At 32.6% G+C, this 13,621-nt stretch carries 12 protein-coding genes; all 12 read right to left on the reverse strand.

Annotated features, from left to right (window positions below; translation table 11 throughout):
• Positions 1 to 80: 80 nt before the first annotated feature.
• Positions 81 to 1,934 carry an oligopeptide ABC transporter substrate-binding protein gene (locus tag GKG00_RS01380; RefSeq protein ID WP_154253882.1) on the reverse strand — a complete coding sequence of 618 codons (1,854 nt, stop codon included), beginning with the start codon at positions 1,932 to 1,934 and terminating at the stop codon, positions 81 to 83.
• A gap of 11 nt (positions 1,935 to 1,945) precedes the next feature.
• Entirely contained in the window at positions 1,946 to 2,866 is a 921-nt protein-coding gene (locus GKG00_RS01385) for an ABC transporter permease (RefSeq protein ID WP_094210215.1), read from the reverse strand.
• Positions 2,867 to 2,875: 9 nt separating this feature from the next.
• Positions 2,876 to 3,844 carry an ABC transporter permease gene (locus GKG00_RS01390; RefSeq protein ID WP_094207571.1) on the reverse strand — a complete coding sequence of 323 codons (969 nt, stop codon included), beginning with the start codon at positions 3,842 to 3,844 and terminating at the stop codon, positions 2,876 to 2,878.
• A gap of 1 nt (position 3,845) precedes the next feature.
• The gene (locus GKG00_RS01395) at positions 3,846 to 4,784 is read right to left on the reverse strand and encodes an ATP-binding cassette domain-containing protein (RefSeq protein ID WP_154253883.1); all 939 of its coding nucleotides are present in this window, start codon (positions 4,782 to 4,784) and stop codon (positions 3,846 to 3,848) included.
• Between the two features lie 9 nt (positions 4,785 to 4,793).
• On the reverse strand, positions 4,794 to 5,789 hold the full coding sequence (locus GKG00_RS01400) for an ABC transporter ATP-binding protein (protein WP_154253885.1): 996 nt from the start codon (positions 5,787 to 5,789) through the stop codon (positions 4,794 to 4,796).
• 547 nt (positions 5,790 to 6,336) lie between these two features.
• Positions 6,337 to 7,251: a PfkB family carbohydrate kinase gene (locus tag GKG00_RS01405; protein ID WP_154253887.1), complete on the reverse strand. Its 915-nt coding sequence runs from the start codon at positions 7,249 to 7,251 to the stop codon at positions 6,337 to 6,339.
• Between the two features lie 8 nt (positions 7,252 to 7,259).
• Positions 7,260 to 8,438 carry a zinc ribbon domain-containing protein gene (locus tag GKG00_RS01410; RefSeq protein ID WP_154253889.1) on the reverse strand — a complete coding sequence of 393 codons (1,179 nt, stop codon included), beginning with the start codon at positions 8,436 to 8,438 and terminating at the stop codon, positions 7,260 to 7,262.
• A 302-nt stretch (positions 8,439 to 8,740) separates the two neighbouring features.
• Positions 8,741 to 9,229 carry a dihydrofolate reductase gene (locus GKG00_RS01415; protein WP_241673631.1) on the reverse strand — a complete coding sequence of 163 codons (489 nt, stop codon included), beginning with the start codon at positions 9,227 to 9,229 and terminating at the stop codon, positions 8,741 to 8,743.
• A complete protein-coding gene (locus tag GKG00_RS01420) occupies positions 9,229 to 9,783 on the reverse strand; it encodes a hypothetical protein (RefSeq protein ID WP_154253892.1) in 555 nt (184 codons plus the stop codon). Before GKG00_RS01420 ends, GKG00_RS01415 begins: the two co-directional genes overlap by 1 nt.
• A 15-nt stretch (positions 9,784 to 9,798) precedes the next feature.
• Positions 9,799 to 10,848, reverse strand: coding sequence for a magnesium/cobalt transporter CorA (corA, locus tag GKG00_RS01425; protein WP_154253894.1), 1,050 nt, complete (start codon positions 10,846 to 10,848; stop codon positions 9,799 to 9,801).
• A gap of 9 nt (positions 10,849 to 10,857) precedes the next feature.
• Positions 10,858 to 11,193, reverse strand: a complete 336-nt coding sequence (locus tag GKG00_RS01430; RefSeq protein ID WP_102164219.1) for a thioredoxin family protein — start codon at positions 11,191 to 11,193, stop codon at positions 10,858 to 10,860.
• The gene (locus GKG00_RS01435; RefSeq protein WP_154253896.1) at positions 11,180 to 13,558 is read right to left on the reverse strand and encodes a glycogen/starch/alpha-glucan phosphorylase; all 2,379 of its coding nucleotides are present in this window, start codon (positions 13,556 to 13,558) and stop codon (positions 11,180 to 11,182) included. Before GKG00_RS01435 ends, GKG00_RS01430 begins: the two co-directional genes overlap by 14 nt.
• Between the last annotated feature and the right edge of the window lie 63 nt (positions 13,559 to 13,621).

The raw sequence follows: 13,621 nt of genomic DNA on the forward strand, positions 1-13,621 counted from the left end.
ACGTTATATTTTACGTATTTTTACATATTTTACATAGAAAAAAGTGGAGCGCAAATTTACACCCCACTAATTTAAAACTATTATTCTTTCATTGGTTGGTCTGCTGTAAGTTCGATTTCATTCCATCTGAAGTCGTCTTTGTTCATATCTTGAACATATCTTGTATCAAACTTTTTAACTCTCTTGTTGATTGGAGTCAATGATTCTCTGTAAAGTGTTGGAATCAATGGTACATTGTCTTCCATAACTTTTGCAAAATCTTTGTAAGCTTGTGCTCTTTCTTCATCAGATGATTTACCATCAGCTATCTTATCCAATGCTTGTTGCATTTCTGGATTAGTATATCTGTAGTAGTTAAATGATGCATTCTTACTGAATAATCCTGATGGGTCAGGGTTAGTACCTACAGCCCAAGCTCCTTGGAATACGTCAACTTCAGGGTCATCATTTTTAAGCTTGTCGTAGAATGCGTTGAATTCTATCAATCTTCCGCCTGTCAACTCAACATTCAATCCAATTTCTTTCCAGCATTGGATATAGTATGCTGACAATGGTTCTGCGATTTCTCCACCTGACATTGATGCGAATTTAATTACAAATGGTTTACCGTTTTTGTCTTCTCTTATTCCATCATTGTCTACGTCTTTGTATCCAGCTTCATCTAACAATTTTTTAGCTTTTTCTTGGTCAAAATTGTATCCTTTTAATTCAGTGTTAAAGTAATCTTTAAATATAGGAAGAACAACTGATGTCGCTTGTGATCTGTATCCTTGATAGAATTTTTCACCAACTGCGTTGTTGTCGATTGCGTAACCCATTGCTTTACGTAGGTTTACATCTGCCATCTTAGCATTAGGATCTACAACAACTTCGCCTTTAGCTTTGTCCCATTTACCTAATTTAAATCCTAGGTAAGTGTATGCCATGTCTTGCATTCTTGCAACTTTGTATCCTTTTAATTCTGATATTTCTTTGAATGTATCTGAAGGTGCTCCACCTGCGATATAGTCGTATTTACCAGATTTTAATGATGCTAAAATTTGTGATGTTGGAACTACTTCCATTACAACTTTATCGATTTTAGGTTTTCCACCCCAGAAGTGTTCGTTAGCACTAAATTCAACTGATTGTCCTGGAACTACATTTGAAATGTAGAAAGGTCCAGCTGATTTAGGGTTCTTTCTGATTGGATCAGAAGAAATTATGTCTTTTATAGCTATGTCTTTTACTTGTTCATAATTAGTTGGTTCAGCCCAAATACCAGCACCCCATTTAATTGAAGGTTTCCATTCTTTAAATGAAATTTGAACTGTTTTTTCATCAATTTCTTTAACACCAGCGATGTCTTGTGTTTTTCCAGCGTGATATTCTTCCATACCAACGATGTTCATCATATCATCATCATAACGTACACCAGGATAATCCTTGTGTCCAATGATTAAGTAGTTGATGATAATGTCTTTTGCAGTAACTGGTTTCCCATCATTCCATTTGAATGAGTCTGATAATTTGATAGTAGCAGTTTTTGCTTTTTCATCCCATTCAAATTTTTCAGCTCCAGAATCTCTCAATTCCAAACTTTCTCCATTATTTGCTGAACCGTACATTGTAGGTCCAATGATTGTCCAGTCGATGTTATCGTCTTGTAGTGTATTATTGAATATACCTTTAAATGGTGAATCTGTAGGAATACCTACTCTAAATGTACCACCTTTAATTGGTTCGCCTTCATTTTCAACAAGAACACCGCCGCCCATTTGTTCTCCGACTATGTTGCCTTTGTTTTCTGCGTTTTCATTTTTGCCTGTACTAGATTCTTGTTTTGAACCAGAATCTGACGATTTTCCGCTATCTTTCTTAGAATTTCCACATCCAGTAAGTACGAATGCCAATACTAAAAAGATTGCCAATAATGATTTAAACTTCTTTTTCATTATTTTCACCCTTATCCTTTCCTTTGTTTTGCATCGGAAGCTCTTCTTAATGCTTGACCGATATAATTTATACACAACATCATTACTAATATCAATAATGATGCAGGTAACCATACATATAATTTATCTTGAATAACTTCTGGCTTTCTGGCTAATGATACCAAAGTTCCAAGTGATGGATCTGATGGTGGAAGCCCGAAACCTAGAAAGCTAAGTCCTGTTTCAATACCGATGTTACCGGCGAAACTTAATGTCATGTCTACAATTAATATTGAAGAAATATTTGGCAAAATTCCTGTAAACATCGTCTTCAAATCGCTAGTTCCCATTGTTTTAGAAGCATTTACGTAGTCTTTTTTACTTTCCGCAAGAGCTTTCGATCTGACAAGTCTTGCCATCCCTGTCCAGTAGAACACCGTAAATATCATTACGAATGTAAACATCGAATATTTTGGAACAATTGTTACGAAAACTATAATAATCATCATTGTTGGAAGAATTTGTATGAAGTCTATAATTCTCATTATAATATTGTCCAACCATCCTCCGTAATATCCTATCAATAAACCTACAACTATTCCTATTACAGATGTAAGTATTGTCACGGCGATTCCTATTACAATTGAGTTTCTCGCTCCAATAATTAATTGTCCAAATAAATCCCTACCACCTTGGTCAGTTCCTAGTATGTGTCCAGCTTCTCCAGGTCTTACGTATGAATTAAGTATGTCAACTTTCATTACTTGTTCCTTATCAAGTAACATCGCTCCCACGAAAATTCCTATCCACAAAACTGCTAATACCACCAATGACACTATAGCTAGTTTATCTTTTTTGAATTCATTAACAATTACTTTAAATCCAGTAGGATTATCTTTTGCAAGGTCTTTATATTCTTCAAGCTTTTCTTCTGTTACTTTTACTTCTTTCATAAAAACCTCCTAATCTATCCTTATTCTAGGGTCCACTATACTCATGATAATATCACTTAATAATGAACCGCAAAGTGTCAAGAAACCATAAATCATTACAAGAGCTGTCATAACTGAGTAGTCCCTTTGGTTAATACAGTCAACGAATAATGAACCCATTCCTTGATATCCGAAAATTGTTTCAATCATGATAGAACCAGCTAACAAACCTGTGATTTGGAATCCGAAGAATGCAGCTATTGGTAAAAGTGAGTTTCTAAAAATGTGTTTACTATAAACTTTTTTAATAGGAACCCCTTTTGCTCTTGCAGTTCTTACGTAGTCTTGACTTTTTGCATCTACAACTTCATTTCTCAAATATTGAATAGTTCCAATAGTTGTAAGAAGTGCATATGATATTGCAGGAAGTAGCATATGATAAAATCTACTTAATACCGCTGCCATGCCACCTTTTGCTGATGCTTCAAGACTTATGATACCACTTGTTGGAAACCATCCTAACTTGTATCCGAATATTAAAAGCATTATCAAGTAAAATACGAACCCTGGGGTAGCTAATGCCAAGAAGTTATATAAGTTAACCCCCTGATCGAATGCCGATCCACTGTATCTACCTGCGTTTATTCCTAGAGGAATAGCAATTGCATACATTATTATTAATGAAAACAATGATAAGAAGAATGTATTCTTAGCTCTTTGACCAATAACGTCTTTCACTGGTAGCTTTTGAGTATAAGAATCTCCAAAATCTCCTTGAAGTGCATTTCCAACCCATCTCTTATATTTCACATACCATGGATCGTAAAATCCAGATTTTATTTTAAGTTCTTCTTCAACCTTTGAGTTACCAGTACTTGGTGTGATTTTCCCTGTAAAAGGATCCCCTGGCATCTTTTGAGCTACAAAGAATATAAATAAACTTAACACTATCAATTGAGGAATCATTATTAAAAATCTTCTGATTATTGTTTTAGTCATATTATATTTCCCCCTTTCTAGCTGCTACATAATGAGAATCTTTGTATTTCGTCAAATCGTACACCGATCCATTTTCATCGTAGTAGACATTTTTTTGTTCATCAAACTTCTTTTCAATAGCTTGTCTAGCATCTCTAAGCTCTTTTCTTCTATTTGGTTCGATTTGAGGAATCGCTGCGATAAGTCTTTTTGTGTAAATATGTTGAGGATCAGAGTATAACTCTTCACGATTACCAGTTTCCACAAATTTGCCGTTATGCATAATATAAATGTAATCACACATGTGTCTTACAACCCCCAAATCGTGAGAGATGAAAATGTAGCTTAGATTAAACTCTTGTTGAATCAACTTCATGTAGTTTAATACTTGCGCTTGAACTGATAAGTCAAGTGCACTAACTGGTTCGTCTGCAACTATCAATCTTGGGTTACATGCAACAGCTCTTGCAACACCAATTCTTTGTCTTTGACCACCTGAGAATTCAAATGGATATTTGTAAATTGCACTTTCGTTAAGTCCAACTATGTCTAATAATTTAAACACCTTTTCTTTTTCTTCTTTAGGTGTAAGTTTTTCAAAATTTCTGATTGGTTCAGCGATTATATCCAAAATTCTTTTTTTAGGATCAAGCGAACTCATTGAGTCTTGGAAAATCATTTGAACATCTTGATTGTAGTTAATCTTTTTTCTGTAAGATCTACTTGTAACATCTTTTCCTTCGTACAAAATGTGTCCATCTGTAATCTTTTCGAGTCCTACTATAGCTTTTCCGATAGTTGACTTCCCAGAACCTGACTCTCCAATCAATCCATAAGTTTTTCCTTGTTCAATATCCATATCAACTCCATCAACGGCTTTAATATAGTCTTGAATTGTATTAAAAAATCCACCACGAATTGGATAATGAACTTTCAAATTTTTAACTTCTAAAAATCCCATATTTTCCTCCTATTCGTCTTTAAAATGGAAGTTCTTCCAGCATGTACAACGAACTAAGTGTCCATTGCCAACATCATGTAATACTGGGTTTTCTTCATGTTCTGAATCGTCTATCCAAGGAATACGAGGTGCAAATCTGCATCCTTTTCTTGGTAAATCTTTTAATGAAGGAACCATACCTTCTATTACGTGTAACTGATCAGATTCATTATCTGCTTGCGGAATGGAATTTAATAAGCTTCTAGTATATGGGTGAAGTGGGTTACTGAACAACTCATCCACAGGTGCAATCTCAACGATCTGACCTGCATACATTACGCAAACTCTATCAGCGGTCTGTGCTACAACTCCTAAATCATGGGTTATCAATATAATTCCTGAATTCATTTGATTTTGTAATTCTTTTATTAAATCTAGAATTTGTGCTTGAATTGTAACATCAAGTGCAGTAGTTGGCTCATCAGCTATCAAAACATGAGGCTTACAACTCAAAGCAATCGCAATGATTACTCTTTGTCTCATACCTCCTGATAATTGATGAGGAAATTGTCTTGCTATAACTTCAGCATTTTCAATCCCTACTTTTTTTAGAAGATCAATAGCTTTTGCTTGACGTTGTTTTTTGTCCAAATCAGTGTGATACAACAAAGCTTCTTCAATTTGTTCGCCAATTCTCATTAATGGGTTAAGAGATGCCAATGGATCTTGGAATATCATACCAATTTCTCCACCTCTCAACTCATTGAATTGAGCTTCTGTATAATTCAAAATATTTTCGCCGTTATATATAACTTCACCGCTAATTTGAGTGTAATTCATATTATGTAAACCCATAATTGTAGTAGCAAGTGTAGATTTGCCACAACCAGATTCGCCAACCATAGCTAACACTTCATTTTCATACAATTCAAATGAAACATCGTCTACGGCGTCATAATAATCGTCTTTTATTCTAAAAGCTGTATGCATATTATTAACTTCCAATATTTTCTTATTAGCAGACATCTTATTCTCCTTTCAGTTTATTTTTCGTATGATTTATGTATGAATAATAAATAATACTTTATCTCATTATAGTGACATAAAATGGATTTGTCAATTATTATTTATTTTTAAATTTAAAATTTCAGTATAAAATACAGTTTTTTCGTGCTTTTTCGAATTAAATTACACTTTTTGCTCACAAAAATAAAATTTGTGATTTCGTTATCGTATTGACTCTATGCCGTTTTATGCTTATTATGAAAATAAAATCAAATTATTTTTATTCATTTCTAAAGTTGGTTTCAAGAAGAAAATAAAATCAATTTTTGCATAAAAATGACTTGACTTATTTCCTTTATTATGATAAAGTAATGATAATCATGAGCCTATTTACAAATTTATTAATTTTTAAAAAATGTAACAAAAAGCTTGCATTCGTTATATTGAAATGGTAAAATATATTTAATTATTGAAAACTTTTTCATTTTCAATTAAATCTCCATTTCTTAATTTATTACAACATAAAAAAACAAGGTATGAATTAAATTCAACGCCTTGTTTTTTTATTTTAGTCTATTTTTATTATATTAATATCTTTAAAGCAATCATCTATTTGGAATTTTTTCGGCAAATCCTTGGTCTTCAACGAAGCTAGCGCACAGGCATTTGCCATTTCAAAAGACTTTTCATAATCTGAAGTTCTGATAAATGTCGCGATAAATCCCGCGATTATTGAGTCAATAACAAAATCTCTTTTTTGGTTTAACATCTGTTCTATGTCAAAAGCATAGATTGAATTCTTTTGGAACAAATATACTTTATTATCTACAAAAGGCACTATTACAAATTTAGATTTTAAACCAGATATTTCATTTTTCCATTTAAGCAAATCTGATTCTGAATCTATTTTTGTTTTAAAGAGATGTTCCAAGCATTTTACACTTATTTTTTCAAGTAATGATCCCTCGTTAGCAAATCTCTCCAAATAATACTCATCTATATCAAGTACGAATTGTGCTTTGTTGGCTTTGCAAATTGCAATCATTCTTTCGATTACAGTTTCTGTTATATTTTTCGGAAAAGCTGTGGACAAAAACACAGTATCTCCTTCTTTAACTCTTGATAGATAGTATAACAATTCCTGTAGTTCTTGATGAGAAATGCTAGGTCCTTTTGATTCGATTACGGTTTTCGAAGAACCTGTGATTTTGATATTAATTCTAGTATTATCATCAATTCTTATGAACTCAGATTTGATATCTTCTCTTCTTAGCCAATCTTCTACAAATTCTCCAGTAAAACCTCCTGCAAATCCAGTTGCAACAGTCGGAAGTCCAAGTTGTTTTAAAACTCTCGAAACATTTATTCCTTTTCCAGCTGGAAGCATCAAATCAAAATCCGATATATTGTTTTTGTCAAATTCAAAATCCGAAACTTCACTTACAAATTCAAGTGCTGGATTCATAGTAACTGTGTAAATCATTTAATCACCTACATTAATCCCGGAGCAAGTCCAAAAAATATTTTTTGAAGAAGTGTCATAACGACCATAAACACAACAAGTCTTGTTATCACAATTCCAGCTGCATTAAGTCCGTAAACTTTCCACAGATTTTTGTAATCAAATCTATCTACTAAAATAATTGTTGCAAATAATATCAATATTACCAATGAAATTAGATATATAAAAGCGTGTGCACCCAAAAATGTGAACGTGAAAACAGACGAACTAAAACCAACAAGTCCTCCTGCAGTTAAAACACCAAATAAGCTAAATATTAGAGATTCTATAACCGAAAGTAAAACTGAGATATTATATCTCAAATCCTTGTCGATTGGTTGATATAATTTCGTTCCTGCTAGTTTAAGTCCCAGACTGTAGGATAAAAGTTTTTGGAAAACATCCAAAACCAACACCGAAACCATAACTACGATTGCTTTTGATTTTTGAGTAAATGTCCAGTGATTTGTAGAATTCATGTAAAAGAATAAAAGCGGCAACGCAGATAACACTACAACCGCAAGTCTCATTGAGAACCTGTAAGGTTGTGTGCCTCCCATCATTTTCTTCAATATTTTAGTAAAGAACAAATTGATTTTGTCAAAAACTTGTTTACTTTTAACCTCAAAAGTATCCATAAATTGGTCATCATCTTCATCTTCGTCTTCAAACTTATGAATAGTAAACTCATTTGCCGAAGTGAATCTTATCGATTCATCTCTTTTAATTTTTTCTTGTTTTTCGTCATAACCTTTGGTAATAAAAATCGTGTTTTCATAATTTTCTTCAGGCTCTTTTTCTTCCTCGTGGTTTATTTTCTTCTCAACTTCTTTGTCGGGATTGAACTTTCCATATTGAGATTTGTTTTTGTTAATCACTTGAAAAATATCTTCAATCCTTTTAGGCTTGTGTTCCGTTTTATTTTTATTTATGATATCTTCAGCCTTTTGTTCTTCAGCTGATTTTTCACGATTTTTTATATTAAAAATGTTCATAACATCATCTGAATATGAATAATCTTTGTCTGTAGATGCGTGATTATCTTCTGGTTGTTCTTTTATATCCTTTTGTTCATTCAAACTTTCACGGTATTCTTTCAAATTAAACCCACAATTGTGACAAAAATTCACCGTATCTAACACTTTTTCATTGCAATTAGGACAACGCATTTACTCACCTCCGTAACCGTATTATATCACAATACATTATACTCAATTATAACTTTGCCAAATCTTAATATTTGGGCAATAAAAAACTGGGTTAATTATCCCCAGTTTATTTCAAAAGAGTAACACATATTCATGCTAAGAATATCATACGAAAAAAATTGCTTTGATTTCAAATCGAAAAAATCCGTCCCAAATCGTATCGCGTAAGCGAAGCGGGTTTACGATTTTAGGATTTTAAGATTTAGAAATCAACAATTTTTGTAGTCTAGATATTCGTGCATGAAGTTTGTTTGCTTTATTTTTTATTTTCTTTTGAAAACCATATATCTATAATCCATACCTTCGTAAGTTTTGATGTCTGATTCCTCCGCTACATAATAATCTTGATCTTCAAATAAGTTTCTGATTTTTGCATCATATTCAAATTCTGCGTCAACATAAGTGATTACGAATTCATCAACTAAATGTATCAATGATTCTATCGTGTTTGCTCCACCTATCAAATATTCTGTCATTTTGTGGTCTGGGTTGATTTCTTTGAGAGTGCGTAGCAATTCTTCTTCGTTTTTTACGCAAAGCATACCGTCTAAATCTTTGCTTGTAATTATTATGTTGGTTCTATTTGGTAGAGGTTTTGAATCCGGCAAAGATTCCAAAGTTTTTCTTCCCATTATAACGATATTTCCAGTTGTTAATTCTTTGAACCTTTGCATATCTTCAGGAATTGAAAAAAGCATATCTCCATCTTTTCCTATCGCAAAATTTCTATCTACTGCTAATATAACTTTCATTAACAAAAATCTCCCTTCCTTATATTACTTACAATTTCGTTCAATTTTTCCATTGCGTGATCATCTGTCCAATCAAAATCACCTTCACATATCCTTACGACAAGTATACCCATTTCCTCACAGCAAATATCAAGCATAGTGCTATAGATTGCATTTTGCAAATCAGACGACGAATTGGAAAGGATACTATCGCATTTATTTATCCATTTTTCAATACAAAAACCATAGTTTTCATCTCGTGGATAATTCTCAAGTGCAATCTTTCTTTCCTTTGTAAATTTCCTGTCAGCATCATACATAAAACAAAGCCTATTTTCCTCATTATAAGCCATTATGTTGATATCATTGACATATCTTATCAAATCATCTCTGTTTATATTTTCATCTAGTTCATTCAAAACTTCTTTCAAATTTTGGTTGTCTATGTTTGGTTTCAACTCAGAAAAATTCTTGCTAAATTCAATATCTCCACTAAAATACACTCGCAGTATTTTTTTAATAGCATCAATTTGTTCTTTTTCATAATCAGATGCCAAAAAAGTACTGTTTTCCATAAAATCTCCTTTATACTACATCCATTTTTTCTTTTTAAAATAATAAATCATAACACTAGTAATCACAACAGCAGTAACCCAGAATAAAATATATCCGTATTTCCCTTGAAGTTCCGGCATATATTTAAAGTTCATTCCATAGACTCCTGTTAAGAATGTCAACGGCAAAAATATCGTCGACCACACAGTCAATACCATCATTACTTCGTTAGTTCTGTTGGAGATATTAGTGTCAAAAGCATCTATCATGGAGTTAATCATATCGCGATACACTTCTATGAATTCAAGCATTTGGATTATGTGATCGTACAAATCTCTCATGTAAATAGATGTGTTGTGACTTACCAAATTTACTCTGAACTTCGAAATTTCATTGATAACTGAACGCAAAGGCCACAAAGTCTTCCTCAAAAATATCAGGTTTTTCTTCATTGTGTAAAGTTCTCTGAGAATATCGTCATCATGATTAGTCATCATAACGTCTTCCAAATCATCTATGTATTCTCCCAAAATATCAAAAATTTGATAGTAGTTGTCGATAAATGCATCCATTAATAAAAGCAATAGTCCATCTGTAGTTTTCGGTCTAAAAACAGGAATTTTTTCTAACTTGTCCAAAACCCTGTCAAATGATGTGGTTTTGTTTTGCTCTACAGTCACTAACAGATTTTCTTTCAAAACAAAAGAAACTTGGTTAAACGACAATTCTTTTACACTGTTGAACATATCATAATCCACAGTATCTGTTACCACGAACAAATAATCATCATAAGCTTCTAGTTTCGTCCTTTGTTCCACATCCAACATGTCTTCTATTATAAGAGGATGGATTTTGAATTTTTCTTTCATTTTTATGAAATTATCTGTATCTGATAATCCTGTGATATATATCCAATTTATCCTGTCATCTCTCAATTCGATATCATCGATGTCTGTGGTTTGATGTTTTTCAAAATGATGTTCGTCAAAAGTACAAAAAGTAATTTTCGTGCTTTCAAGCTCATTTTCAAGCCTAAGATTATCTAGTATTTCGTTGATCCTTTCCTCAAATAATAAATTAGCCAATATTATCTCCTATTTTTCTTCTAATAATTTGGTTGCGTAATTTCTGTAAGTTGATTTTGAATTATCTCCAACTAATCTGTAAATAATGTTGCCATCTTTTATGAACAATGTCGTTGGAAATGGCAAAGCTTCAAAATGTTTGATTATTTCATCCTCGTTGATTTGTCTAACATTTTTAGCTGAATATTCGTAAAATTCTATTTCGTCTTGAAAGGATTTTTCTATATCTTCCAAATCACTTCTTGCTGGAACACATGGACAAATCCCATCAGCTTGAAAAAACAAAACTTTATTTCCTTTATTAAATATCTTTGAGTTAATATCACTCTTTTTAAATTTTTTCATTTGGTTTTATCCTCCAAATCTCTTCTGCATATTCTTTTATCGTTCTATCCGATGAAAATTCCCCGAAATTAGCGATGTTCATCAAACTCATTTTCGCCCATTTTCTTTCATCAGTATAAGTTTGTAAAATCTTTTCGTGAATTCGTTCGTAATCGTTAAAATCTTTTATCACAAAATATTCGTCCAATTTAAATGAAGAATCTCTGTTTACAAGCGAATTGTAAATATCCAAGAACATAAATGAGCCGCTGTCATTAATCAAATCGCTTAGCAAAGTATCCACAACGCGTTTTATATTTTCATCCTTATAATAATACTCCACAGGATTGTATGTGTCTTTAATCGAATTTAACACATCTACAGTTGCTCCAAATGGGAAGTTGTTATCCTCACCAGCATGATTGAAAATCTCAATGTTAGCACCGTCATAAGTTCCCAAAGTCAAAGCCCCGTTTAACATAAATTTCATGTTTCCAGTTCCTGAGGCTTCTTTTCCCGCAGTTGAAATCTGTTCACTAACATCTGCTGCAGGATACACCAATTCTCCGATTGATACGTTGAAATTCTCCAAGAACACTACTTTAATATATTTGTTAACCTGTTCATCATTATTCACAAGATTTTTGACCTCATTTATGAATTTGATAATAGCCTTTGCTCTGAAATAACCAGGAGCAGCCTTCGCTCCAAATATATAAGTTTGTTTTGGAATGTCGGATACTTCGTTGTTTTTGATTTTATAATACAAATTCAAAATGTGAAAAGCATTCAGTAATTGTCTCTTGTATTCGTGAAGTCTTTTAACTTGTATATCGAAAATCGAGTTCTCATCTACATCGATATTTTCATGCTCTTTGATGTATTTTTTGAGTCTGATTTTGTTGTGAAGTTTGATTTCCATTAGTTTTTCCAAAACATTCTCATCGTCTTGGAATTTTTCAAGCTCTTTTAATTTTGTTAGATCAGTTTTCCAATCTTCTCCCAAAAGTTCTGTTATAAAATTCGTTAGCTCTGGATTTGAATAAAATAGCCAACGTCTTGGAGTAATTCCATTTGTTTTGTTGACGAATTTATCCGGATACAAATCGTGCCATGATTTTAATGTCTCGTTTTTCAAAATTTCTGTGTGGATTTTTGCAACGCCGTTAATCTTTACGGCTGTTAATATTGCCAAATGAGCCATATTAACAGTATTATCTTTCACAATTCTGAGATTATCTATCCTATCGACAGAATAATACAATCCCACCAAATCGCTGACAAATCTCCTGTCGATTTCAGCGATAATATCCATAATTCTAGGACTCACTTCTTCTACAACATCGACGCTCCATTTTTCCATAGCTTCTTGTAAAATCGTGTGATTAGTATAATTGAACACATTGCTTGTAACATTCCAAGCTTGTTTCCAAGAAAGTTTTTTATCATCCATAAACACTCTCATCATTTCAGGGATAGCCATAACAGGATGAGTATCGTTTAATTGGATAGTATTGTATTTTGCAAAATCTTCAAAATCCTTATCATTTGGGAAGTTTTTCTCGTATTTTTCAATTATATCTTGAATTGATGCACTGCAGAAAAAATACTGTTGTTTAAGCCTTAAAACTTTTCCCGGTCTTTGTATATCATTAGGATACAAAACTCGGGTGATATCTTCTGCCCTGTTTTTTTCTTTTACAGAATCATCGTATTGAAAATTGTTGAATTTTTGAAAATCAAATCCGTCATCACATTCTGCCTGCCACAGCCTCAAAGTGTTTACAACGTGATTTTTGTATCCTACAACAGGCATATCATAAGGAACTGCTTTTACGACTTGGTTTTTGTATCTAATGATTTTGGATTCGGATTCTACACGTCTTGACCAAGGATCCTTGTCCAATGTCCAATTATCTCCGACTTCCATCTGAAATCCGTTGTGAAAATATTGTTTAAAAAGTCCTTGGCGATATCTCACTCCATAACCTGTCAACGGATAATCCAAACTCGCTGCACTTTCCATGAAACATGCCGCAAGTCTACCTAATCCACCATTTCCCAAAGCTGCATCTTCTTCTTGAATTTCCAACTCATTGATGTCGATGTCCAATCCTTTTAAAATCTGTGAATATTCTTCGTCCAAACCCATATTCAACAAATTATTTCCCAAAGATCTTCCTATCAAAAATTCCGCGCTAAAATAGTAGGCATTGCGTGAATTTTTGTGTTTGTCAGAAGTTTTCTTCCAATCTTCTGCCAATTCGTTCATTATTATTTTAGAAAAAGCTATATATTTTTCTTTTTTAGTAGAAGTTTGTAAATCTTTCCCAAACAAATTAAATAAGTTTTTTTCAAATTGCAACAAAAATTCTTCCTTTTTCATAAAATCCTCCTATTTCTTAGCTCAACTATATTTTACCACATTTGTAAAATAGTCCTATTAAAT

The sequence above is a fragment of the Finegoldia sp. BIOML-A1 genome (genome assembly GCF_009678325.1).
GTDB classification, from domain to species: Bacteria; Bacillota; Clostridia; order Tissierellales; family Peptoniphilaceae; genus Finegoldia; species Finegoldia magna.

Excerpts from the sequence above, each read along its gene's own strand:
- GKG00_RS01430 (WP_102164219.1), bottom strand. The coding sequence starts at position 11,193 with ATGAAAAAATTTAAAAAGAGTGATATTAACTCAAAGATATTTAATAAA.
- GKG00_RS01405 (WP_154253887.1), bottom strand. The coding sequence starts at position 7,251 with ATGATTTACACAGTTACTATGAATCCAGCACTTGAATTTGTAAGTGAA.
- GKG00_RS01410 (WP_154253889.1), bottom strand. The coding sequence starts at position 8,438 with ATGCGTTGTCCTAATTGCAATGAAAAAGTGTTAGATACGGTGAATTTT.
- GKG00_RS01395 (WP_154253883.1), bottom strand. The coding sequence starts at position 4,784 with ATGGGATTTTTAGAAGTTAAAAATTTGAAAGTTCATTATCCAATTCGT.
- GKG00_RS01390 (WP_094207571.1), bottom strand. The coding sequence starts at position 3,844 with ATGACTAAAACAATAATCAGAAGATTTTTAATAATGATTCCTCAATTG.
- GKG00_RS01420 (WP_154253892.1), bottom strand. The coding sequence starts at position 9,783 with ATGGAAAACAGTACTTTTTTGGCATCTGATTATGAAAAAGAACAAATT.
- GKG00_RS01380 (WP_154253882.1), bottom strand. The coding sequence starts at position 1,934 with ATGAAAAAGAAGTTTAAATCATTATTGGCAATCTTTTTAGTATTGGCA.
- GKG00_RS01385 (WP_094210215.1), bottom strand. The coding sequence starts at position 2,866 with ATGAAAGAAGTAAAAGTAACAGAAGAAAAGCTTGAAGAATATAAAGAC.
- GKG00_RS01400 (WP_154253885.1), bottom strand. The coding sequence starts at position 5,789 with ATGTCTGCTAATAAGAAAATATTGGAAGTTAATAATATGCATACAGCT.
- GKG00_RS01415 (WP_241673631.1), bottom strand. The coding sequence starts at position 9,229 with ATGAAAGTTATATTAGCAGTAGATAGAAATTTTGCGATAGGAAAAGAT.
- GKG00_RS01435 (WP_154253896.1), bottom strand. The coding sequence starts at position 13,558 with ATGAAAAAGGAAGAATTTTTGTTGCAATTTGAAAAAAACTTATTTAAT.